The organism is Shewanella sp. KCT (genome assembly GCF_007636505.1).
GTDB lineage: Bacteria > Pseudomonadota > Gammaproteobacteria > Enterobacterales > Shewanellaceae > Shewanella > Shewanella halotolerans.
In genome coordinates this window covers 259766-279699 of sequence record NZ_LVDJ01000001.1, presented here as the reverse complement: position 1 = coordinate 279699, position 19934 = coordinate 259766, and the positions used below count along the sequence as shown (strand labels likewise).

The window sequence follows — 19934 nt, the reverse complement described above, 5'->3', positions numbered from 1 at the left end:
ATCCTAAGCCTTACTTCTTGTTCATCATATTCTTAAGATCGGCGAAGGGATTATAGGTCGCCGCTTCTACCTGAGTCTCACTCGTCGGTCCGTACTGGATCAACTCTTCATACTTGGCATGTTCGTTGTCATGGCAATAGAGGCAGAGTAGCTCCCAATTGGAACCATCGCTCGGGTTATTGTCATGATTATGATCCCTGTGATGGACCGTCAGTTCCCTGAGATTGGAGTGGGTAAATTCGCGGGTACAACGTCCGCAGATCCAGGGATAAAGTTTAAGCGCCTTTTCGCGATAGCCAGACTCACGCTTGGCCTTATATTCGCGGGCCTCTGCCAATACTTTATCTAATTTACTTTGACCTTGATGGGTAGACATAAGCTCATCTCTGTTCTTGCCCCCATGGGGCGACTCGATTTACTGGCAATATACCCATAGTCGCCGCAAAAGGGAATCTAAGGCGCAAATCGTACTAAGATGTGTTGCATTTCGATAGCTTGCATAGAGATTAGACCTTGCCATAGCAGCAAAGTGCCAGGGTCAGCGTCTCTTGTATAAATCCGGCCTTTGCCGCCATATAAGCCTCGCTGTCATGGTGGCAAGTCAGCTCTATACTTCCCGACTGAAACACATGCAGGTGATGGCTGCGCTGAGCTGCCCCTTTTTGAAAATAACGCCGACCGGCAATGCCATGCTCACCCCGCGCCCGGTAACCCAGCTTGGCAATCTCGCTATTTTTGGCATCGAGCGCATCGAGCACATCCAAACGCTCTACCTCGGCTAAGATATCGATAATGGGTTTGGCCGCTAGGTCCGGCACCGAGGTACTGCCAATATGCTCGATAGTGATGACCCCATCGCCCAGCACGGATTGCAGCAGAGCCTTCTCCGCTTCAAAGACCCTTGGCCAATGGTCTTGGTAATCGAGCACCTCAATGATCCGGCTCATCTCAACGACTCCAGGCTTATGCACTCCAACAACGGGCTTCAACAGAAGCGGCTCATAGCGTCACCCAGATCTCGCTGACACGCGGGTCGGAGGCGATCATCTTAGGATCATTAGAGCTAAACTCACGAGCCCCCATAAGCGATATGGCAGCCTCGTTAAACTCAAGCGGCGTGAACGTCAGGGTGAGGCTCTGCTCATACTGAGCCAGCTTACCCTGTTGCCAGTTAGTCACCTGACCACCATAGTCCCACTCGAAACCATACAGACTAAAAGGCCCCTGATTGACTTGCTCAACTTGGCTCAGGCTAGTGCCAATGGTTATCTCACCAAGCAGTCGCCACCGACTCTCGGGCGCGCTAATCTGCGCCGTCATACTGCCATCTTGATTGAAGAAAAAGCGAAACTCGCGCTCAGACTCACCTTTAAAGGCCACAAAACCTGCAATTGTCTCACCTTCTCCTAGACCAATCTCGGTTGCGGTGATATTGGCCTCCCCCAATTTGCTGCGGATCTCATCCAGATTCGCCCCCTTCTGGATAACCCCAAACTGCTGTCCAGGGATGACGATGAGCGAGGCCTCTGTTATTGGCCTTGCCTGTTCACTACCAAGCCTTGACTCGTCTTGGTTAGCCGTTAAAGACTCTTCTTTAGAAACTGTTGAAGACTCTTTATTCGGAGCCGTTGAGGATTCTTTCATACGAGCCGTTGAGGACTCTTCATTACCTGAAGTTGAAGACACTTTATCAGAAGAAGTTGAGGACTCTTTATTCGAAGCAGTTGAAGACTCTTTCATGCGAGTCGATGAGGACTCTTGCGTACAGCCGGCTTGTAGCAGCGCAAGGGTGAGCGCCACTAGTGTTAAAGTCAGATGGTTCTGCATTACGCCTTCCCCTTTCTGACGCTAGTTAACATGTAAAGGGCAAATAGAGGGCTCAACAAAAACAGTAATGAGAGCAGCTGCTTGCTTTCGCCCTGCCTGATGAGGGCAAAAATTGCCAGTAAGTTATCGATATTCACCCAGATATACCCCACCAAGATAGTCAGTAAGGCCAAGGCAAAGTAACGCACCAACCAGACCCCTAGCTTTTGCTCACCAGACAATCGACGATTAAAGCGCGCCACGCCAAGTCCAAATAGCGGCGTAAGCAAGAGTGTCCAGACCGCCAGATAGTTAAGCCCCATGGGCAAAGTGCCAGCGAAGGAAAACAGCGGGTAGACAATGTTGTAAAACAGGGCGATCAACACTATCTGACCAAGCAAAGACAGTAACATGGACCAAGGGCTTACTTGTACTTCATCCAGGTCGCGTCTGGCCGCCAAGTACTCAATCAAACTTGTGTGGGCGGTGGGAATCAACGCCGCCATGGCTAGGGCCATAGAGCACATTACCAACAACATAGATTCGCGGTAGAAAGGAAAGTTTGACAGCCGATTGGCGATAGCAAAGTAGTCAAACTGCGCCCCGTAGGGTCCGTAGGCTAAGGTCAGAAACCAATCGCTTAGCTGACCTAGGCTCGGCACCTCGCCGCCGATCAAATAGGTGCTTAGCGGCCAATAGCCAAGATAGAAGGCGGTGGCGGCAAACAGGGGCAAGGAGAACAAGATAAGCACAGTCACCAACAAGCTCACGCTTTGGCGCGCGCCAAGCAGTAAGATAAACCAGAGCCCCCAGACGGGATTAGTATAAATAAACAAGGGCTTAGTCTGGGCTACATCCTTGATGTACGTGTAGCCTCCCTTGGTTAAGCTATAGGCTAATACGAGGGCGAACAAGAGTGCGACACCAGCGCTTATCTTGCGGCCAATACCCTTATCGAACATCTCAAACACGACAACCGATCTCCTTGTGTATCATCCCATCCCCAGTCGGAACTAAGCTGTTTTTAGATCATAGTAGCGCTCAAACCGCCAAACAGCCCAGAGCTCGAAGCCCAAGCCAGGCTAGTTATCGGCAGGATGATTCACCCCGTCACTAGTAACCACCTCGCCGATATCATAAGGATTCACGCCTTCGAGACATCCCAAATTAACACCATACTCATTCGGGTTAGAACGGCGCTGATGATGGGTATAGATGCCGCAAATTCCACAGAAATAATGCTTCGCGGTATGGGTATTAAACTGGTACATCTTAAGCTGCTCTTGCCCCTTAACGACGCTTAGTCCGTCTAGCGTCACCGAGACTACGATAGCCCCCTTGCGGCGACAGATAGAGCAATCACAGCGCCTGGGCTTCTGTATGCCATTGGGTAGACTCAAGGCCAACTCCACCGCGCCGCAATGGCAGCTCGCCTTGTGCACAGACAAAATCTCGGTATTACCGACTCGTTTCATCTTGCTCTCCTCGCTAGCGCTTAGCTTGACAGTGCCTAGTTTGCTAGCGCTTAAGTTGCTAGCGCATCGTTTAAGCTTTCCAAGACGTTTGTTCTCAATAAAAAATTAGCGACCATGTTGCGATTGCGCCACAGAGTCACTCTTCACCTTGGCGCCACAATAGAGACAGGTAACATGGCGCGGCGCTAGTTTTCTACCACAACCGGAGCAATGAATGGCCGGGGTAAATTTTCCATCGAGCTTGCCATCGCGCAGATCGATCTCCTGGATCTTGGCGACCAGCATCTCCTTGTTAAAGCCTATCTCCTCCAGTAACTCAGACATGGCAAGACACACCATGGAGAGGTGATCTATCTGATCTTGAAGGCCCTGCAAGCTGACCTCATTGGCTCTGGCGTGAGACTTCGCCTGTCCCGCTTCCCTTGCTAAATCGTTGATTCTGAAGTTTTGAAAAATATCGTATATATCCATAACATCTCCCTGTTAAATAAAAAATGGCGCCAATATCAGCGCCGCTACCAGCACCAGCAACAAAGGCGCGTAATAGCCAAGCACAAGGCCATAAATCGACCTACCTCGCTGCAGGCGATGGCGAATCAGTTCCCCAAGCTTGGTGGCGATATAAGCATTACTAAGCCATCCTGTGAAAAATAGCAGCAGGCTTAACACGCTGGCCAAAGTCCCGTGAACCCAAAAGAAAACGGCGACGGGTAGCAGCATCACCAGGGGAATATAGGGCAAGGAGGCCAAGGGGCCACAGCCCATATAGATATTTGAAAATGAGCCGATAATAAGGTCTCGCCTTAGGCCTGGAAGTCTCTGCTTAAATGAGGGATTGCACACTTCACAGCAGGGCCGAGTCAAACCCTTCGACGCATAATATTTGTGCTGACTGGGTTTATCTTTCCAGCCGCAGTGAGGACAGGTCCATGCCATAACCGCTTAAACGCCTTTCGCTCTATTCATCGGCGCCATTCTCTCGTTCGATATCCGTTCTGGCTAAGGACACTAGCGCAAATAGTAAAACGCATCAAGCAGTTAGCAACCAAGTAAGACAATTACTCCAAAAACGGACACAAAAAAGCAGCCCTTAGGCTGCTTTTCTTTAATGAAGACTCAGTGCTTAGCTTAGATCTGCTTCACCGCGTCTGATAAAGCACAAATGACATTGCTATCCTTTAAGCTGAATAATGACAATTACCGTTAATTGTAGTCTTGTTGCGTCGACCACTTAGCGACAAATCGACCACCTGCTTCCGCTATTTTCTCTAGCCGATCACATGCACCTAATGCGACCCCTGAGCCAATCGCCTTTTGAGTAGACCTGACCACCTCACCATTCCTGACAATGTCGACTTTTAGCGTCGCGGTAGAACTTGGCCTCAGGGAAAATAATACCCAGCGATGTGGCGTCACATCGATATAGGTAACACGGAGCATGTACTCATCGGGCATTTCACTATTTCTCGATCTATCTACAAGGATATTAGCCTGGTAGGTTTCTGCCGATGCCCGTATTGAATCAGATAATGTCTGAAGCATAAAACATTCGTTTGCCACCTTGTCGACGTCCAGGTTTCCGGCAAATTCAGGTGTTGCTAAGAATAAGGTTGGCCTGTTGATATTTGAGGAACCATTTACCTGAACTGGTGCACTCTCCTGCTTAGGAGTTGCGCCACATGAAGCGAGTACCAAAGACATTAAACCGATCAAAAGTGATTTAGCAATCATAATCAAGACTCATAATTTTTAAAAAATCAAATCTGGAAGCATCAATGCTGTACAGCGACATCGGCCTCTTCAAGCTTATCCATGTAACCCAAATAAACATCTACCCCTTCGGCCCAATGAGGATTTGCCTTTTTAGTTTTAAGGAAATAATCCCTTGCCTTATCGTAACGAGACTTGTGGTAATAGCACAAAGCGATAAACCAGTGAGCCTCAACATTGTTTGGGCGGCGCTTTAACAATCGATGGCACTTCTTAAAAAGCTGTTCATATCTCGCTTGCTCGATCAGTAGATCAGCCCCAATTAATTCTGGAGGGCGATCACTAGCATCGTCTCTAAACCAACTCATAAAAAGGCGAACACACCATGTTAGATAGAAAACCGTTAATAATCCGGCCATGAAGGTAAAACGATATGACAAACTGTTTATAGATTCTATCAATGGGGATAACTCAGAAACTTCCATGACTCTCACAACTTCCCTAACGTATAGCTAGCTTAGCTATATAAAAATTTGGTTAGATAAAACGTTATCTAAATTCATTATTCTAGATTTTGTAATAAATCAGCAAACTTTAATAGCAATTTCTAAAACAGCAACCTATCAAAAATGGGAATAACTCTGACAAAAATGAAGAATACAGAATATTCGACAATAGATTCACCATCTGCATCACGATATCAGTAGTAAATATTCCAAATTCACCATTATCATCTAAGAGAACTTTCCCATTCTGAAAGCACAAATTTGTCCAACTTGCTTTTCTTAAGCAGGCAATGAAGAACATTTCTGAGAGTATAACGGACACAAAAAAGCAGCCCTTAGGCTGCTTTTCTTTAATTAAGACTCAGTGCTGAGCTTAGATCTGCTTCATCTCTTCATAAGAGGTATGACGTACGTCCTTACCCTTAACATAGTAGATGATGTATTCGCAGATGTTCTGGCATCTGTCGCCCACGCGCTCGACCGCGCGCGCTGCCCAGAGTACGTCGAGCACTTCAGGGATAGAGCGAGGATCTTCCATCATGTAGGTCATCAGCTGACGGATAATACCTTCGTATTCGCTATCTAGCTTGCTATCTTCCTTGTGCAGCTCGATGGCCACGTCGGCGTCCATACGCGCCAGCGCGTCCAGGGTTGAGTGCAGGGTGCGGGTCGCGTGACGGCCCATATGCTCTATGCTCACGAGCAGTGGCTGCTGGTTCTTGAGACGCTTATCCAGCGCCGCGGCGGCGATCTTCACGCAGGCATCGCCGATACGCTCAAGGTCGGCAATCGTCTTAGAGATGGCGATGATCAGACGCAAGTCACTGGCGGCAGGCTGACGCTTGGCGATGATACGGGTACACTCCTCATCGATAGAGACCTCCATACCATTGACGCTGTGGTCACCGTCAATCACCTTCTGCGCCAGATCGGCATCCAGGTTACCTAAGGCGTCCAGGGCCTGCTCCAGTTGACGCTCAACCAGGCCACCCATCGCCAATACGCGGTTACGAATATCGTCGAGTTCGGCATTGAACTGACCCGAGATATGTTTATTTAAGTTCATGTTTTCCATTGACATTCAACCTTATCAATTCTTGCAATTCAGTTGGCAGCGGCCCAATTAACCGTAACGACCCGTGATGTAATCTTCGGTCTTTTTCTTCTTCGGTGTGGTGAAGATGGTGTTAGTGTCGGCATATTCCACCAGCTCACCCATGTACATGAAGGCGGTCTGATCCGAGACACGTGCCGCCTGTTGCATGTTGTGGGTCACGATCACCACGGTATACTTAGCCTTCAGCTCAGTGATCAGCTCTTCGATGGTCAGGGTCGAGATAGGATCCAGTGCAGAGGTTGGCTCATCGAGCAGCAAGACTTCGGGTTCGATGGCTATGGCGCGGGCAATCACCAGACGCTGCTGCTGACCACCTGACAGGCCGAAGGCGTTGTCATGCAGACGATCTTTCACCTCATCCCAAATCGCGGCGCCGCGCAGTGAGCGCTCGGCGGCTTCATCCAGTTGACGACGGTTGTTGATGCCCTGCAGGCGCAGGCCGTAAACCACGTTCTCATAGATAGACTTAGGGAAAGGGTTTGGACGCTGGAACACCATGCCGACGTTGCGGCGCAATGAGGCCACATCTACCTTCTTGTCGTAGATGTTTTGGCCGTGCAGCAGGATCTCACCGTCGATATTACAGTTATCCACCAGATCGTTCATGCGGTTGATGCAGCGCAACAAGGTTGACTTACCACAACCACTGGGGCCGATGAAGGCAGTCACCTTCTTCTTAGGGATCTTCATCGACACGTCAAACAGGGCCTGCTTGTCGCCATATTTTAGATCTAAGTTACGGATCTCAAGTGCGGTCTGCTCGCTGCTTAAATTATTTAAGTCTAAAGTCTCTGTTTTCATTACCGACTGATCTATCGAAATCATATCTGTTCCTAATCACTTCAGGATAAAGGTTATTCGCGCCCTAGCCTAGCCCAGGCGCGATTAATTCGGGTTTTAGGTTAGTGTTCCAGCGAGCGATACTTCTCACGCAGGTGATTACGCACGGCGATGGCGGTCAGGTTAAGACTCACGATCACAGACACTAACAGGAAGGAGGTCGCATAAACCAAGGGACGCGCCGCCTCAACGTTGGGGCTCTGGAAGCCCACATCATAAATATGGAAACCTAGGTGCATGAACTTACGCTCCAGGTGCACGAAGGGGAAGTTCATATCGATCGGCAGGGTCGGTGCCAGCTTCACCACACCCACCAGCATCAATGGCGCTACCTCACCGGCTGCGCGGGCAACCGCCAGAATAAGCCCTGTCATGATCGCCGGGCTCGCCATAGGGATGATGATGCGCCACAGGGTCTCAGCCTTGGTCGCACCCAGTGCCAGGCTGCCTTGACGGACAGAGCTAGGAATGCGGCTCAGGCCCTCTTCGGTCGAAACGATCACCACAGGCAGGGTCAGGATAGCCAGGGTCAGCGCCGACCAGATCACCCCGGGTGAACCAAATGTCGGTGCCGGCAATGCTTCTGGGTAGAAGAGTTGGTCGATTGAGCCACCCAGCATGTAGACGAAGAAGCCAAGACCAAACACGCCGTACACGATCGATGGCACACCCGCCAGGTTAATCACTGCGATGCGGATCATCTTAGTAATTGGGCCTTTCTTCGCATATTCATGTAGATAAATAGCCGCAACCACGCCAAATGGGGTCACAATCACCGCCATCAGCAGCACCATGAAGACGGTACCGAAGATTGCCGGGAACACACCACCCTCAGTGTTGGCCTCACGGGGATCGGCGCTAACAAAGTTACCCACGCCGCTAAACCAGTGGCCAATCTTACCCATGATGCCAAGGTGGTTAGAGTAAGTAACACCCAAGATACTATCGAGCTGTAACGTCACCTCTTCGCCGCGCATGTCACGGACGATCACCGCATCGCGGCCCGCCTCTGCACGCAGGTCGAAGAAGGCTTTTTCGAGTACCTTGTAATCGGCCTGCAGCTTGTCACGCTCCGCCGCTAGCTCTGCCTTACGGCTGTCGGTCAGGGCGTTGTCCAGTTCAAAACGACGCTCTTTCAGACGTAGATTTTCAAGTGCATAGTTAACCGCGCCAATCTCGCGCTTTTGCAGCGTGGTGGCTTTGTCGCTCAGGGCGACCGCGCGCTCGATATGCTCTTCAAACGAGGCTTCCACATCGTCTAGCGCCAGACGCTTACCATCTTCAATGATGGCGATGGGATAACCGAAGAAATCACCGTTCTTAGTACGCTCGAGTTTTGCCACATCCGTTGGTGTGGTGCGCGACAGAATATCTGTCCCCAACACCCAACGAAAATCCAGGCCAACGAACTCACGGTTACCCGTCTTGATCAGGTAGCGGGTTACCAGCTCACCTGGGTCTTCGCTAAACTTGTGTCCGGCAGAGATCAGGCGCTCGGTTGGCACCTCTTCCTTATCGTAGATCTCACCGATAATGGTTGAGCGCTTGCCATGCTGATCCACCACTTCCCACTGGTAGATATCTGCCGGCCAGAAGTAGCTCAATCCTCGCCAGGCGATCAACAGCAACAAGCCCAACACGGCGATCAAACTGATACTCACGGCGCCACCTGTCATCCAGATCCAGGGGGAACCCGACTTAAACCACTTACCCATTACATTGGCCTCTTAACGTCACAGGCGAAAAATTAAAAATCGATAACATGCCAGCCTCCCTTAGAGTGAACTGTAGCGTTCACGCAGACGCTGTCTCACCACCTCGGCGATGGTGTTAAACAGGAAGGTGAAGATAAACAGTACGAAGGCCGCCAGGAACAGCACGCGGTAGTGCGAGCTGCCGATAGCCGATTCAGGCATCTCCACGGCAATGTTGGCCGCCAGGGTACGCATCCCCTCGAACACGCTCCACTCCATGATGGCGGTGTTACCCGTGGCCATCAGCACGATCATGGTCTCACCCACGGCGCGGCCAAGGCCCATCATGACGGCCGAGAAGATCCCCGGGCTCGCGGTAAGCAAGACTACCCGAGTCAGGGTCTGCCAGTTAGTTGCGCCCAGCGCCAGGCTGCCGTTAGACAGGTGACGCGGTACAGAGAACACGGCGTCTTCGGCGATAGAGAAGATGGTCGGGATAACCGCAAAGCCCATGGCGATGCCCACTACCAGCGCGTTACGTTGGTCGAAGGTGATCCCCAACTCATTGGTGATAAACAGACGGGTATCGCCGCCAAAGAAGGCCACTTCGATACTCGGACTGATATAGAAGGCAAACCAGCCCACGAAACAGATAACAGGTATCAGCATCAGCTCTTGGTATGTCTCAGGCAGGCGCTGCTTCCAGCGACCCGGCAACTTGTACCAGCCCAGCGCCGTCAACAAAATACTGATAGGCAGGAGCACCAGCAGCATGATGATCCCCGGCAGGTGATCCTCGATAAGCGGTGCCAGCCAGAGACCGGCCAGGAAGCCGAGAATAACCGTCGGCAAGGCTTCCATGATCTCGATGGTCGGCTTCACCACGGCGCGCACTTTTGGCGACATGAAATAGGCGGTATAGACGGCGCCGGCAATCGCCAGCGGCGTCGCAAATAGCATGGCGTACAGCGCAGCCTTCATGGTGCCAAAGGCCAGCGGCATCAGGCTGAGCTTGGCTTCGAAGTCATCCGAACCTGAGGTCGACTGCCACACATATTGCGGCTCGGGGTAACCTTCGTACCACACTTTGCTCCACATGGCGCTCCAAGACACCTCTGGGTGGCTGTTTTCCACCGCAAACAGATGCAGCTTGTTACCCGCCTCGACCACCAGGGCGTTGGCACGTGGGCTAAAGCCCATCTGGGTGGCGTGGGCCAGATCGAAAGTCTCGGTGAAGAGTTTGCGCTGACTCGTGGTATAAAGCAGGTCCAGCTCGCCAGACTCGCTCACGGTGGCGAAGCTCTTACGGTAGAACTCACCGGCGATGCGCTTCACGCCCGCCTTGTTCTTAAATTCGCGGATCTCCTGATACTGACGACCCTTGTCGCCATTCACCTGGAAATATTGGAAGATTTGGCCATTGTCATAGCTCACCAGCAGAGAGCTGGCGCCGGCCAGCAAGGCAACGTCTGTCACCTTGGTCTTGGCACGTTCAAGCTCGATCACCTGACTTAGAGCGATCTCATCCACATAGCGGATATCGTAAACGTACAGGCGATTGCCAGAGCGCAGCAGCAGCTGGCGCTGATCTGGCGTCATCAACTGCTGATCGACCTGGGCAGGCGCCTCCTGGATCTGACTGGTAGTGGCTTCCCACTCCACCTCTTCGGTCATCATGTTCTCTTCGCCGTTGTGGCGAGTCAGGAACCAGCGACCATTGGCATCATGGTAGGCGAAGCTGAGTTTGTCAGAGGCCGAGGCGAAGGCCAGCTGATAAAGCGGCGTGCCCGACTCAGACACCTGCAACGGCGATGCGCCCAGCGGATAACGCAGGCTTGGGGTGATCAGGCGTTTATTGCCTGGATAGGTCACCGCAAAATTCACACCGGCAATGATCACCTGGCCATTTGAGAGGCCGAAGGCAAAGCGCTGCTCGCTTGGTACACCGGCGACGCTGCTGACGATCTCGGCATCCTGAGGCACATTTATCTGCTCCTGCTTGACCAGGCTGGCACTCAGGGCGCTATAGAAGCTGACCCCGCCATCCTGCGACACGCGGTAGAGGATCTCGTTTTGCTCGTCGCTGCCCACCATAAGTGCAGGCGATTTGGCGTCTTGCAGTTCGACATTTATCACTGGCGTGACATCTGCCCCATCGAAAATCGGCTTTACAACATAGAGTAGGTAGAAAAAGATCAGCAAAAGGGCCACAAACACCATGGTGCCGCCCAAAGTCACCCCTATCTGGGTGAGCTTATCCTTAAATGCTCGCTTGCTGGAGCCCTTGCCCATCAACAAATCTGTTGCAGTAGAACCAGGTTGAATGACCTGAGTTTCCATTAAGAACCTCGTTAATTTTTGTTCAGTAGAGTTTTCGCTGGGATTGTCGTTTCTGCTATGTTAACTATAGTGAATCGAGGCAAGCCCTTTTCTGACAGTCGGGATTATATGACGCAAAGATGACACTAATGTTACAGCCAGAAAATGTCATCATTATAGGAGCTTGTTAAACTTTTTCAGCCGCTTTTCATATTGTTAATGCCGGAAATTGATTCAACCGCGCCCCGTCCGGGGTGCGTGGCGATACCGCACTCAACCAACTGATGGAGCCTATGCGAAATGTTACGATATTTAGTCACCCTGCAAGTCGCCGATAAACCAGGATTGGTCGAACAGATAGCCCACAGCGTCAGCCGCCACGGCGGTAACTGGCTCGACTCTGAGCTGCGCCACATCGACGGCATCTTCGCCGCCATCTTGCTACTGGAAGTCCCCGCCGCCAACTGGGACACCCTGCTGGAAAATCTGGAATGCATCGAAGGCCTCACCCTCACCTACGCCAAGACCCGTAAGACTCAGGCACCGCAGACCATACGTCGCTACTCTCTGGTCGCCTACGACAGACCCGGACTGGTACATGATATCTCTAACAAGATCAATGAACTGGGCGCCAACATCGAGCGACTATCCACCCATTACGAGACGGCCAGCCACACGGGCGTTGCCCTGTTTCGCGCCAACTTTAGCCTGAGCGTTAAAGATGAGGCCGCCGAGCAGCGCCTCACTCAGGCCCTCTACACCATAGGTGACGACGTGGTATTGGATATCGTCGATTAACCAGAGCGTAATCGTTTATTAGTGTAAGAATCGCGCAAGAAAAAAAGCGGCAATTATGCCGCTTTTTGGTGCCTGGATTTCACCAGATAGCGCAGCGGCAACTGGCTTATTAGCATGCCCAGCAGCATCAAGCCACAGCCAAACAGCGCCCGGCCTGAGAGACTCTCACCGAGAAACAAGATGCCACCAATGGCGGCAAATACCGTCTCCAGACTCAAGATGATGGCCGCATGGGCCGGATGGGCGTGCTTTTGCGCCAGCACCTGCAGGGTATAGGCCACCCCAACCGAGACCAGCCCCGCGTAGGCCAGTGCCGCCCAAGCCGCTTGAATGCCCGCCACTGTGGTGGTTTCCAGCGCCAGCGACACCATAAAGCTTGCCAGGGCACATACCAGGAACTGACCACAAGCCAGCACTACTGGAGCCACTCTATTGGTAAAATGATCCACCGCCAGGATGTGCATGGCCCAAAAAACGGCGCCGATAAGCTGTAAGCCATCGCCGTAAGAGACGCTGAAGTTATCGCCCACACTCAAAAAGTAGAGTCCCACTACCGCAACGGCGCAGCCAACCCAGGTATTGGTGCCCGTGCTGTGTTTCAGCAGCAGGCCGAGCACAGGCACCAGCACGATATAGAGCCCGGTAATAAAACCCGCGTTAGCTGCCGTGGTGTGCAGCAAGCCCACCTGTTGAAAGGAGGCGGCGATAAACAAGATGCCACCACAAGCGAGGGAGCCAATCATAGTCCGGCGTAAAAAATCTTTATCGGCAACGCCTTTTAATCTGCCCTTACGTTTCATCATCCAGATGAGTGGCAGTAGACTCAGCGCGCCTATCACGAAGCGCAGGCCATTGAAGGCAAATGGCTCGAGATGATCCATCCCCAGGCGCTGCGCGACAAAGCCAAGGCCCCAAATGGCTGCTGCCACCAATAACATCAAATTTGCCACACATCCCCCATTCCATTACGCCAAAGGCAATCCGTTATTCTGCCGAGCGGCCTAAACATTTACAACGCTTCGTTCAACATAAAAAACAGAACAGTCAAGACGCTAAAATGGAAAGTGGGCCGTCAAGCCACGATTAGCAAGCAATGCAGATAATAGAAAAGTGGATTCATGAGGCATAAAAAAAGGCGCCACAATCAGACTGGGCGCCAAAAACACAAGTACAAAAGCCCCTCATCCTTGAGGTGAGACAGACAGAAAAATGATGGTCAGTTACGTAGTACTGACCTTACACAGACAAAGCCGCTTTCAGCCAGCCGCCAACGAGGGCAAGCGAGTATCTTCACCCGGCGTCCACAACCAGGCGGCGCCCCGAACCCCAGATGAGGCGCCATGACGGTTTTTCACCACAGGCGTGGCGCACTCGCCTCCGAGCACATACTTGGGTAGTAGCGCCGGCAGATACTCATAGATAAGGTCAATATTCGACACACCGCCCCCCAGCACGATCACATCGGGATCTAAGGCGTTGATCATATGCGCCAGTGCCCGCGCCAAACGATCAATGAAACGACCAAAGGCCGCCTCGGCGGCTGGATCGCCCTGGGCCATCAAGGAGACAATTTCGATACCACTGGCCGCCTCACCGCCATGGGCGCGAAAATCCCGCACAAAGCCGGTGCCGGAGACGAAGGTCTCGATACAGTCGGCATTGCCGCAGAAGCATTGAGTAGAGTTGAACTCCTCTGGCGTCATCCAGGGTAAGGGGTTGTGGCCCCACTCACCGCCTATGCCATTGCCGCCGCCGTGTACCTTGTGGTGGATGGCTATCCCGCCACCGCAGCCTGTGCCGAGAATGACGCCAAACACCACCGCCTTACCGGCGCCGCCACCATCTACCGCCTCGGAGAGCGCAAAACAGTTAGCATCGTTAGCGATACGCACCTCACGCTGTAGCATGGCCCCCAGATCCTTATCCATAGGCTGACCGTTGAGCCACACGGCGTTAGAGTTTTTTACCCGACCAGTAACCGAGGAGACCACACCCGGAATGCCTATACCTATGCTAGATATCTGGCCCGTCTCGATTTCAGAGGCGTGAACCAGAGCGGCGACCGCCTCCAAGGTAGCCAGATAGTCCTTGGGCGTGGGGACGCGCTGTCGAAACACCTCTTCGCCATTTTCGTTCAGGGTCACCAACTCTATCTTGGTGCCCCCCAGATCGATTCCGCTGCAATACATACCGCTCTCCCAATACAGATAACTTAGTTAGAATGCATCCTGACCGCAGTCAGACAGTAAAATGGATGATGGCGCAAGGTCGCTGCCTCGCTCCTGAGCCTCTTCGATGGCCACGTTGGACAGCTCCAGGCTATCTCCAGCGCCCATGGCGAGCACCATGGGACTAAACACACGCCCAAGGGCGTTCACATCTAGTGCAAAACAGGCAATAGGCACCTGATAACGCCGCCACTGACCATCGGCCACCAGAGTGTCGGCAAGGTTCAATGTCTTACCACAGGCCCCCTCGCACTGCATCGACAGCTCGGCTTTCGCTGGTTTCTTCTCCAGCGCGGCGTCAAACCCTATCACGGCGCTCTTGTGGTTAAACCGGCGAAGGTCCATAGGGAAGTCGTCGCGGAAACTTAAACTACCCGGCGCGCCGAAACTGAAGCGGCGTGCATCTTCCTGCACCTCACGGTTAATGCTTCTCACCGACCAGGCGCCCGCTTGCCACAGACCCGCCCCCACCCTGTGCATGCCGATCTCATCGCCAACCGCCAGGTGCCAAGGCGCCTTGATCGCCTTATCGAAAATCGCCAGGCTCAGGGGAGCGTCATCCAGACCAATGGACTCATCGAGCTTGGCAAGCGCCTCGATGCGCTGGTAACTCATGCCTTGCCAGAGTGCAAACAGCGGCGTTTTTGACTGACCTACGGCACCATTCTCACCGTCGTTAGCGAGCGGCCAGCCGTCATCGCCTGGCGCAGCCGGCCAAGGAAATGGCAGCCGACCCACAAAATCCTGCCTGGGTTTGGCATTCGTATCGCCTATCAGCACATCCGCCACACCAGCCCCCTCACTACCCGGCAACCAGGCGGCGACGAAGGCATTCGATGCGTTCAGCTCAGGATTGGTCCACAGCGGTCTCCCCGACAAAAACACAGACACCAGAGGTAGCCCCGCGGCCTTAACCCTTTTAAGCATGGCCAGGTCCCGCTTATCACCGCGCTGATACTCGAGATTGTCCAGATCGCCATTGCCCTCGGCGTAGGGCGACTCACCATATACTGCCAAAACAAGATCCGGCTCGAAATCATCGGGGACATGGCCATCGACACTGAGGCGCGCCTCACCGCCGGCTGCTTTGAGGGCGCTGGCGATACCGGCAAAAATAGTGGTGGCGCCGGGGAAGTCGGCATTGGTGACTTCCGTGCCCTGCCAGGTCATGCTCCAGCCGCCGGCCTGCATGGAGATATCGTCAGCACCCTCGCCTATCACCAACACCTTAGCCGATGCCTTGATGGGGAGCAAAGGCTTGCCATCTACCGGATTGTTCTTCAGCAGCACCAAAGACTCGGCCACCGCCTTTCTGGCAAGGGCCCTGTGATCCGGATGGCCAATCCAGCTGGCATCGCCGGCGAGTGGCCTCTTCGACGGTGATATGCCGTCAAACAGCCCGGCACGCAGCTTCACCCGCAAAATACGTTTCACCGCATCATCGAGACGGCTCTGCGGCAGGGCGCCCGATTTAACGTCGGCGATGGTGTTGGGATAGAGCGCCTTCCAGCTGTCACCGGGCGCCATCAAAATATCCACCCCGGCGTTGATGGCCGTGGCGCATTGCTCATAGCTGCACCCGGGCACGAAGCCATGGCCCAGCCAATCGCCAACCACCACACCATCGAAACCAAGGCGTTGTTTCAAAACCTCTGTGAGCAGGTAGTGACTGCCATGGAGCTTTTCCCCCTTCCAGCTGTTGAAAGAGGCCATCACCGTCTGTACCCCTTCAGCCAGCGCGCCCACATAGCCTTGGGCGTGACGCGCGATCAGGGTCTGTTCATCCACCTTGGTATCGCCCCTGTCATCGCCATTTTCTGTGCCGCCATCGCCAATGAAGTGTTTAGCGGTTGCCAGGGTATGGGCGCCATCGAGCCAGGCATCCCCCTCCCCCTGCATGCCCGCAACAAACGCCTGGGCATAGCGCTCGATCAATTCTGGGTCCCGGGCATAGCCTTCATAGCTACGACCCCAGCGCAGATTGTCCACCAGTGCCACTGTAGGGGCAAACACCCAGTCTATACCTGTGGCACGCACCTCTTTGGCGGTCGCCGCGGCAATCGCTTTGATGAGCGCCGGATTGTGGGTCGCACCTAAGCCGATATTGTGGGGAAACAGGGTAGCCCCCAACACATTGCCATGGCCGTGCACCGCATCTGTGCCCCACAGTGGCGGGATAGCAATGCCATCTAATTGGGTATCCATGGCCGCCTGATACATGGCATCGGCAAGTGCTACCCAATCCCCCGCTGTCGCATGGTTGTTATTGGCGGGAAAAGAGCCGCCGCCATTTAAGTAGGAGCCAAAGCCAACCCGGCGCATATCCTCGACATTAAAATCGCGGATCTCGGGCTGAATCACCTGCGCCACCTTCTGCTCAAGACTCATCTTGGCCAGCAGCGCATCGACCCTGGCCTCCAGTGCGGCATCCACGGGGGCTCGATACACGCCCTGTGGCCAGAGGCTTATGTTTCTTGTTGCCGCTGATGCCTTATTGCCCGCAGTTTCAGCTTGATTGTTTGTGGAGGCGAGCAAATTTGGCGTAGCAACACTACTCAACCCAAGCACGCCACAGATAAGAGCCGCGGTACGTGATAACCTCAGTTTCATGGGCGCTCCTTACAAGGATTAGAGCCACTCAGGCCATAGAAAAGAATGTAGGCATAGCAGAGCACGGGCAGCAGGAAGGAGATAGACAAACCTGCAACATCGGCGATCGCCCCCTGGGCCAGTGGCACCACGGCGCCGCCCACGATGGCGAGACACAAAATACCGCTCCCCTGAGCCGTAACAGGGCCAAGATTTTTCAGCGCCAGGCTAAAGATGGTCGGAAACATGATGGAATTAAACAGCCCCACCGCCAGAATCGCCCACATGGCCAAGGCGCCCTGACTCATCACGGCCACCACGACCAATATCGCCGCCATGGCCGCATTAAAACCTAACACCTTACCCGCCGGCACCTTCTGCATAACGGCCGCGCCGATGAAGCGCCCGACCATGGCACCGCCCCAGTAGAAGGCGATATAGTGCGCCGCCTCGGCTTCGGCCATGCCTACCACATGAGTTTGCCCGAGAAAACTCACCAACAGACTGCCGATGGCCACCTCGCCGCCCACATAGACAAAGATCCCTATGGCGCCCAACACCAGATGACGATGATTAAGAGCAGAGGCTGGCTTTGCATCTCCCCCAAGTGCTTCATCTTCCTGGTCATGAATATGAGGCAGCTTCAGCAGCGCAAACACCACTGCCAGTAGCAGCAACATGCCACAAAGCAGCAGATAAGGCAGTTTCACCGCTTCCGCCTCGGCTTCAGCCGAGGCGCCGGCCGCAACCGACAGGATCAGCATGGCGCCAAAGGCTGGCGCGACTGTGGTACCCAGAGAGTTAAACGCCTGTGTCAAGGTTAGACGGCTCGACGCTGTCTCGGCAGCGCCGAGGGCCGTGACATAGGGATTTGCCGCCACCTGCAACAGGGTAATGCCACTGGCAAGCACAAAGAGTGCACCAAGAAATACCCCATAACTTGCCGAGACAGCCGCGGGATAAAAGAGACCGCAGCCAAGCGCCGCCGTCAGCAGCCCAACGACTATTCCCTTTTGATAACCCAGGCGTTTCACCAAGACTCCCGCGGGCACGGACACCAAGAAGTAGGCGCCGAAGAAGCAGAATTGGATCAGCATCGCCTGGGTGTAATTTAAACTAAAGACCGCCTTGAGATGCGGGATCAAAATGTCATTTAGGCAGGTAATAAAGCCCCACATAAAAAACAAGGTGGTTAATGAACCCAGAGCGAAACGGTAATTTGTCGCTCCACCGTCGATCCCCGTGGCCGCAACGCTTTGGCTAGGTGTGGTTGCCATCTTCTCTCCCCTCTAAATTCTTGCTTTGAGCTGTGTGAACCTGATTGGTGGTTGACCTTTTTGGGTTCTGCCACTAGATTAATGTAAGCGCTTTCATTTTTAACATTACGTTAACCCTTGTCAACCTATTTTGCCCTCTCAATCATTGAACGCACTGACATCGATGGCGGGCAAGGCGGTAAAAACAAGGGGTAGATTCAGGACAAGAACAACAATGACACAGATACCAGCTTTCACCCTGCCCGGTGATTCCGCCATGATGCAGCAGGATTTTTTGTTTGGGGTAGCAACCGCTTCTTTTCAAATTGAGGGCGACATCGCCCACCGTCAGCCCTGTATCTGGGACACCTTCTGTGCCCAGCCGGGTAAGATTGCCGATGGGTCCAATGGCGAGGTGGCCTGCGATCATGTCAACCTTTGGCGTGAAGATGTCAGCCTGATCGCCTCTCTCGGCGTGGATGCCTATCGCCTCTCTATCTCCTGGGGTCGGGTGCTGCACCCAGATGGCAGCGTCAATCGTGAAGGCATCGCCTTCTACACTGGCCTAATCGACGCACTAAACCTTCGCAACATCAAGGTATTTGTGACCCTGTATCACTGGGATCTTCCCCAACACCTCGAAGACAAAGGTGGCTGGCTCAACCGGGAGACCGCCCTCGCCTTCGCCGATTACACCCGGGTGGTGGTGCAGGCACTCGGCGAGCGCGTCTATGCCTACTCGACCCTGAACGAGCCATTTTGCAGCGCCTATCTTGGCTATGAGGCCGGCATTCACGCCCCGGGGCATAACAGCCGCAAGCAAGGCCGGGCAGCCGCTCATCACCTGTTGCTGGCCCATGGCCTGGCCATGGCGGAGATCCGCCAAGGGGCGCCGCGTGCTAAGGCCGGTATAGTGCTGAACTTCAGTCCCGCCTACGCCAACAGCCCGAGCGAAGCTGACGTGCGCGCCGCGCAGCTCGCCCATGAGTATCACAACCTCTGGTATCTGATGCCACTGATGCAGGGGCGTTATCCCGATATTCTGGCTGCACTGGATAGCGACGAACAACCCCCCGTACAAGACGGTGACATGGCGATCATTCAGGCCAGCATGGATTACCTGGGCATCAACTATTACACCCGTAACGTCTATCAGGCCGGTGGTGAGCTGGGCTTTGAGGATGTGCGCATTGCCAACGTGCCCCGTACCGCCATGGACTGGGAGATCTGCCCGGGCGCCTTTACCGAGCTCCTGAAAGACCTGTCGCGCGAATTCGCCCTACCGCCCATCTACATCACAGAAAATGGCGCCGCCGAGGACGATTGCCTTCGCGATGGCGAGGTGCACGACCCGATGCGACTCGATTACCTGCAGTCTCACCTGCTGGCGGTACACAACGCCATCGACGACGGCGTAGACGTTAGAGGGTATTTTGCCTGGAGTCTAATGGATAATTTTGAGTGGGCCGAAGGCTACCGCAAACGCTTCGGTCTGGTATATGTGGACTACGACACCCAGCAGCGCACCCTCAAATCCAGTGCCAAGGCATATCAGAGAATGCTTGCACACAGGCGCGCGATGAGCCAAAAATAATA

Annotated in this window: 19 protein-coding genes; 2 read left to right on the top strand and 17 right to left on the bottom strand. The window is 53.6% G+C overall.

Going from position 1 to position 19934, the window contains the following annotated elements; translation table 11 throughout:
* Window positions 1–10: 10 nt before the first annotated feature.
* The 13 genes from AYI87_RS01255 to AYI87_RS01195 form a co-directional block, all read right to left on the bottom strand.
* Window positions 11–376, bottom strand: coding sequence for a YajD family HNH nuclease (locus tag AYI87_RS01255; protein ID WP_011865508.1), 366 nt, complete (start codon window positions 374–376; stop codon window positions 11–13).
* Between the two features lie 130 nt (window positions 377–506).
* The gene (locus tag AYI87_RS01250; protein ID WP_144198912.1) at window positions 507–947 is read right to left on the bottom strand and encodes a GrpB family protein; all 441 of its coding nucleotides are present in this window, start codon (window positions 945–947) and stop codon (window positions 507–509) included.
* A gap of 52 nt (window positions 948–999) precedes the next feature.
* Window positions 1000–1644, bottom strand: coding sequence for a hypothetical protein (locus AYI87_RS01245; protein ID WP_144198910.1), 645 nt, complete (start codon window positions 1642–1644; stop codon window positions 1000–1002).
* 182 nt (window positions 1645–1826) lie between these two features.
* Entirely contained in the window at window positions 1827–2777 is a 951-nt protein-coding gene (locus AYI87_RS01240; protein ID WP_144198908.1) for a hypothetical protein, read from the bottom strand.
* Between the two features lie 111 nt (window positions 2778–2888).
* Entirely contained in the window at window positions 2889–3281 is a 393-nt protein-coding gene (locus AYI87_RS01235) for a GFA family protein (RefSeq protein WP_144198906.1), read from the bottom strand.
* A gap of 105 nt (window positions 3282–3386) precedes the next feature.
* A complete protein-coding gene (locus AYI87_RS01230) occupies window positions 3387–3752 on the bottom strand; it encodes a hypothetical protein (protein ID WP_144198904.1) in 366 nt (121 codons plus the stop codon).
* A 12-nt stretch (window positions 3753–3764) separates the two neighbouring features.
* On the bottom strand, window positions 3765–4217 hold the full coding sequence (locus AYI87_RS01225; protein WP_144198902.1) for a hypothetical protein: 453 nt from the start codon (window positions 4215–4217) through the stop codon (window positions 3765–3767).
* A 267-nt stretch (window positions 4218–4484) separates the two neighbouring features.
* A complete protein-coding gene (locus tag AYI87_RS01220) occupies window positions 4485–5012 on the bottom strand; it encodes a hypothetical protein (RefSeq protein WP_011865502.1) in 528 nt (175 codons plus the stop codon).
* A gap of 41 nt (window positions 5013–5053) precedes the next feature.
* Complete coding sequence (locus AYI87_RS01215; RefSeq protein WP_144198900.1) at window positions 5054–5476, bottom strand: tetratricopeptide repeat protein; 423 nt, start codon at window positions 5474–5476, stop codon at window positions 5054–5056.
* Between the two features lie 394 nt (window positions 5477–5870).
* On the bottom strand, window positions 5871–6572 hold the full coding sequence (phoU, locus tag AYI87_RS01210; RefSeq protein ID WP_011865500.1) for a phosphate signaling complex protein PhoU: 702 nt from the start codon (window positions 6570–6572) through the stop codon (window positions 5871–5873).
* 48 nt (window positions 6573–6620) lie between these two features.
* Window positions 6621–7439 carry a phosphate ABC transporter ATP-binding protein PstB gene (pstB, locus tag AYI87_RS01205; protein WP_011865499.1) on the bottom strand — a complete coding sequence of 273 codons (819 nt, stop codon included), beginning with the start codon at window positions 7437–7439 and terminating at the stop codon, window positions 6621–6623.
* 77 nt (window positions 7440–7516) lie between these two features.
* Window positions 7517–9169 carry a phosphate ABC transporter permease PstA gene (pstA, locus tag AYI87_RS01200; RefSeq protein ID WP_144198899.1) on the bottom strand — a complete coding sequence of 551 codons (1653 nt, stop codon included), beginning with the start codon at window positions 9167–9169 and terminating at the stop codon, window positions 7517–7519.
* Window positions 9170–9229: 60 nt separating this feature from the next.
* Window positions 9230–11488: an ABC transporter permease subunit gene (locus AYI87_RS01195; protein ID WP_144198897.1), complete on the bottom strand. Its 2259-nt coding sequence runs from the start codon at window positions 11486–11488 to the stop codon at window positions 9230–9232.
* Between the two features lie 279 nt (window positions 11489–11767).
* Between AYI87_RS01195 and AYI87_RS01190 the strand changes: the two genes are divergently transcribed.
* Window positions 11768–12265, top strand: a complete 498-nt coding sequence (locus AYI87_RS01190) for a glycine cleavage system protein R (protein WP_011865496.1) — start codon at window positions 11768–11770, stop codon at window positions 12263–12265.
* A gap of 53 nt (window positions 12266–12318) precedes the next feature.
* On the opposite strand, the gene AYI87_RS01185 is transcribed toward AYI87_RS01190, so the two are convergent.
* From AYI87_RS01185 to AYI87_RS01170, 4 genes are all read right to left on the bottom strand, one after another.
* Window positions 12319–13203 carry a DMT family transporter gene (locus tag AYI87_RS01185; RefSeq protein WP_144199397.1) on the bottom strand — a complete coding sequence of 295 codons (885 nt, stop codon included), beginning with the start codon at window positions 13201–13203 and terminating at the stop codon, window positions 12319–12321.
* A gap of 318 nt (window positions 13204–13521) precedes the next feature.
* The gene (gene mak / locus AYI87_RS01180) at window positions 13522–14454 is read right to left on the bottom strand and encodes a fructokinase (protein ID WP_144198895.1); all 933 of its coding nucleotides are present in this window, start codon (window positions 14452–14454) and stop codon (window positions 13522–13524) included.
* Window positions 14455–14481: 27 nt separating this feature from the next.
* Window positions 14482–17103 carry a glycoside hydrolase family 3 protein gene (locus AYI87_RS01175; protein WP_144198893.1) on the bottom strand — a complete coding sequence of 874 codons (2622 nt, stop codon included), beginning with the start codon at window positions 17101–17103 and terminating at the stop codon, window positions 14482–14484.
* A complete protein-coding gene (locus AYI87_RS01170; protein WP_144198892.1) occupies window positions 17100–18359 on the bottom strand; it encodes a sugar MFS transporter in 1260 nt (419 codons plus the stop codon). Before AYI87_RS01170 ends, AYI87_RS01175 begins: the two co-directional genes overlap by 4 nt.
* A 214-nt stretch (window positions 18360–18573) precedes the next feature.
* On the opposite strand from AYI87_RS01170, the gene AYI87_RS01165 reads away from it, so the two are divergent.
* The gene (locus tag AYI87_RS01165) at window positions 18574–19932 is read left to right on the top strand and encodes a GH1 family beta-glucosidase (RefSeq protein ID WP_144198890.1); all 1359 of its coding nucleotides are present in this window, start codon (window positions 18574–18576) and stop codon (window positions 19930–19932) included.
* Window positions 19933–19934 lie beyond the last annotated feature (2 nt).

Coding starts and splice junctions, on each gene's coding strand:
- AYI87_RS01245 (WP_144198910.1), bottom strand. CDS start 1,644: ATGAAAGAATCCTCAACGGCTCCGAATAAAGAGTCTTCAACAGTTTCT.
- AYI87_RS01250 (WP_144198912.1), bottom strand. CDS start 947: ATGAGCCGGATCATTGAGGTGCTCGATTACCAAGACCATTGGCCAAGG.
- AYI87_RS01230 (WP_144198904.1), bottom strand. CDS start 3,752: ATGGATATATACGATATTTTTCAAAACTTCAGAATCAACGATTTAGCA.
- pstB (WP_011865499.1), bottom strand. CDS start 7,439: ATGATTTCGATAGATCAGTCGGTAATGAAAACAGAGACTTTAGACTTA.
- pstA (WP_144198899.1), bottom strand. CDS start 9,169: ATGGGTAAGTGGTTTAAGTCGGGTTCCCCCTGGATCTGGATGACAGGT.
- AYI87_RS01215 (WP_144198900.1), bottom strand. CDS start 5,476: ATGGAAGTTTCTGAGTTATCCCCATTGATAGAATCTATAAACAGTTTG.
- mak (WP_144198895.1), bottom strand. CDS start 14,454: ATGTATTGCAGCGGAATCGATCTGGGGGGCACCAAGATAGAGTTGGTG.
- AYI87_RS01220 (WP_011865502.1), bottom strand. CDS start 5,012: ATGATTGCTAAATCACTTTTGATCGGTTTAATGTCTTTGGTACTCGCT.
- AYI87_RS01195 (WP_144198897.1), bottom strand. CDS start 11,488: ATGGAAACTCAGGTCATTCAACCTGGTTCTACTGCAACAGATTTGTTG.
- AYI87_RS01190 (WP_011865496.1), top strand. CDS start 11,768: ATGTTACGATATTTAGTCACCCTGCAAGTCGCCGATAAACCAGGATTG.
- AYI87_RS01225 (WP_144198902.1), bottom strand. CDS start 4,217: ATGGCATGGACCTGTCCTCACTGCGGCTGGAAAGATAAACCCAGTCAG.
- phoU (WP_011865500.1), bottom strand. CDS start 6,572: ATGGAAAACATGAACTTAAATAAACATATCTCGGGTCAGTTCAATGCC.
- AYI87_RS01175 (WP_144198893.1), bottom strand. CDS start 17,103: ATGAAACTGAGGTTATCACGTACCGCGGCTCTTATCTGTGGCGTGCTT.
- AYI87_RS01185 (WP_144199397.1), bottom strand. CDS start 13,203: ATGTTATTGGTGGCAGCAGCCATTTGGGGCCTTGGCTTTGTCGCGCAG.
- AYI87_RS01235 (WP_144198906.1), bottom strand. CDS start 3,281: ATGAAACGAGTCGGTAATACCGAGATTTTGTCTGTGCACAAGGCGAGC.
- AYI87_RS01170 (WP_144198892.1), bottom strand. CDS start 18,359: ATGGCAACCACACCTAGCCAAAGCGTTGCGGCCACGGGGATCGACGGT.
- AYI87_RS01165 (WP_144198890.1), top strand. CDS start 18,574: ATGACACAGATACCAGCTTTCACCCTGCCCGGTGATTCCGCCATGATG.
- AYI87_RS01255 (WP_011865508.1), bottom strand. CDS start 376: ATGTCTACCCATCAAGGTCAAAGTAAATTAGATAAAGTATTGGCAGAG.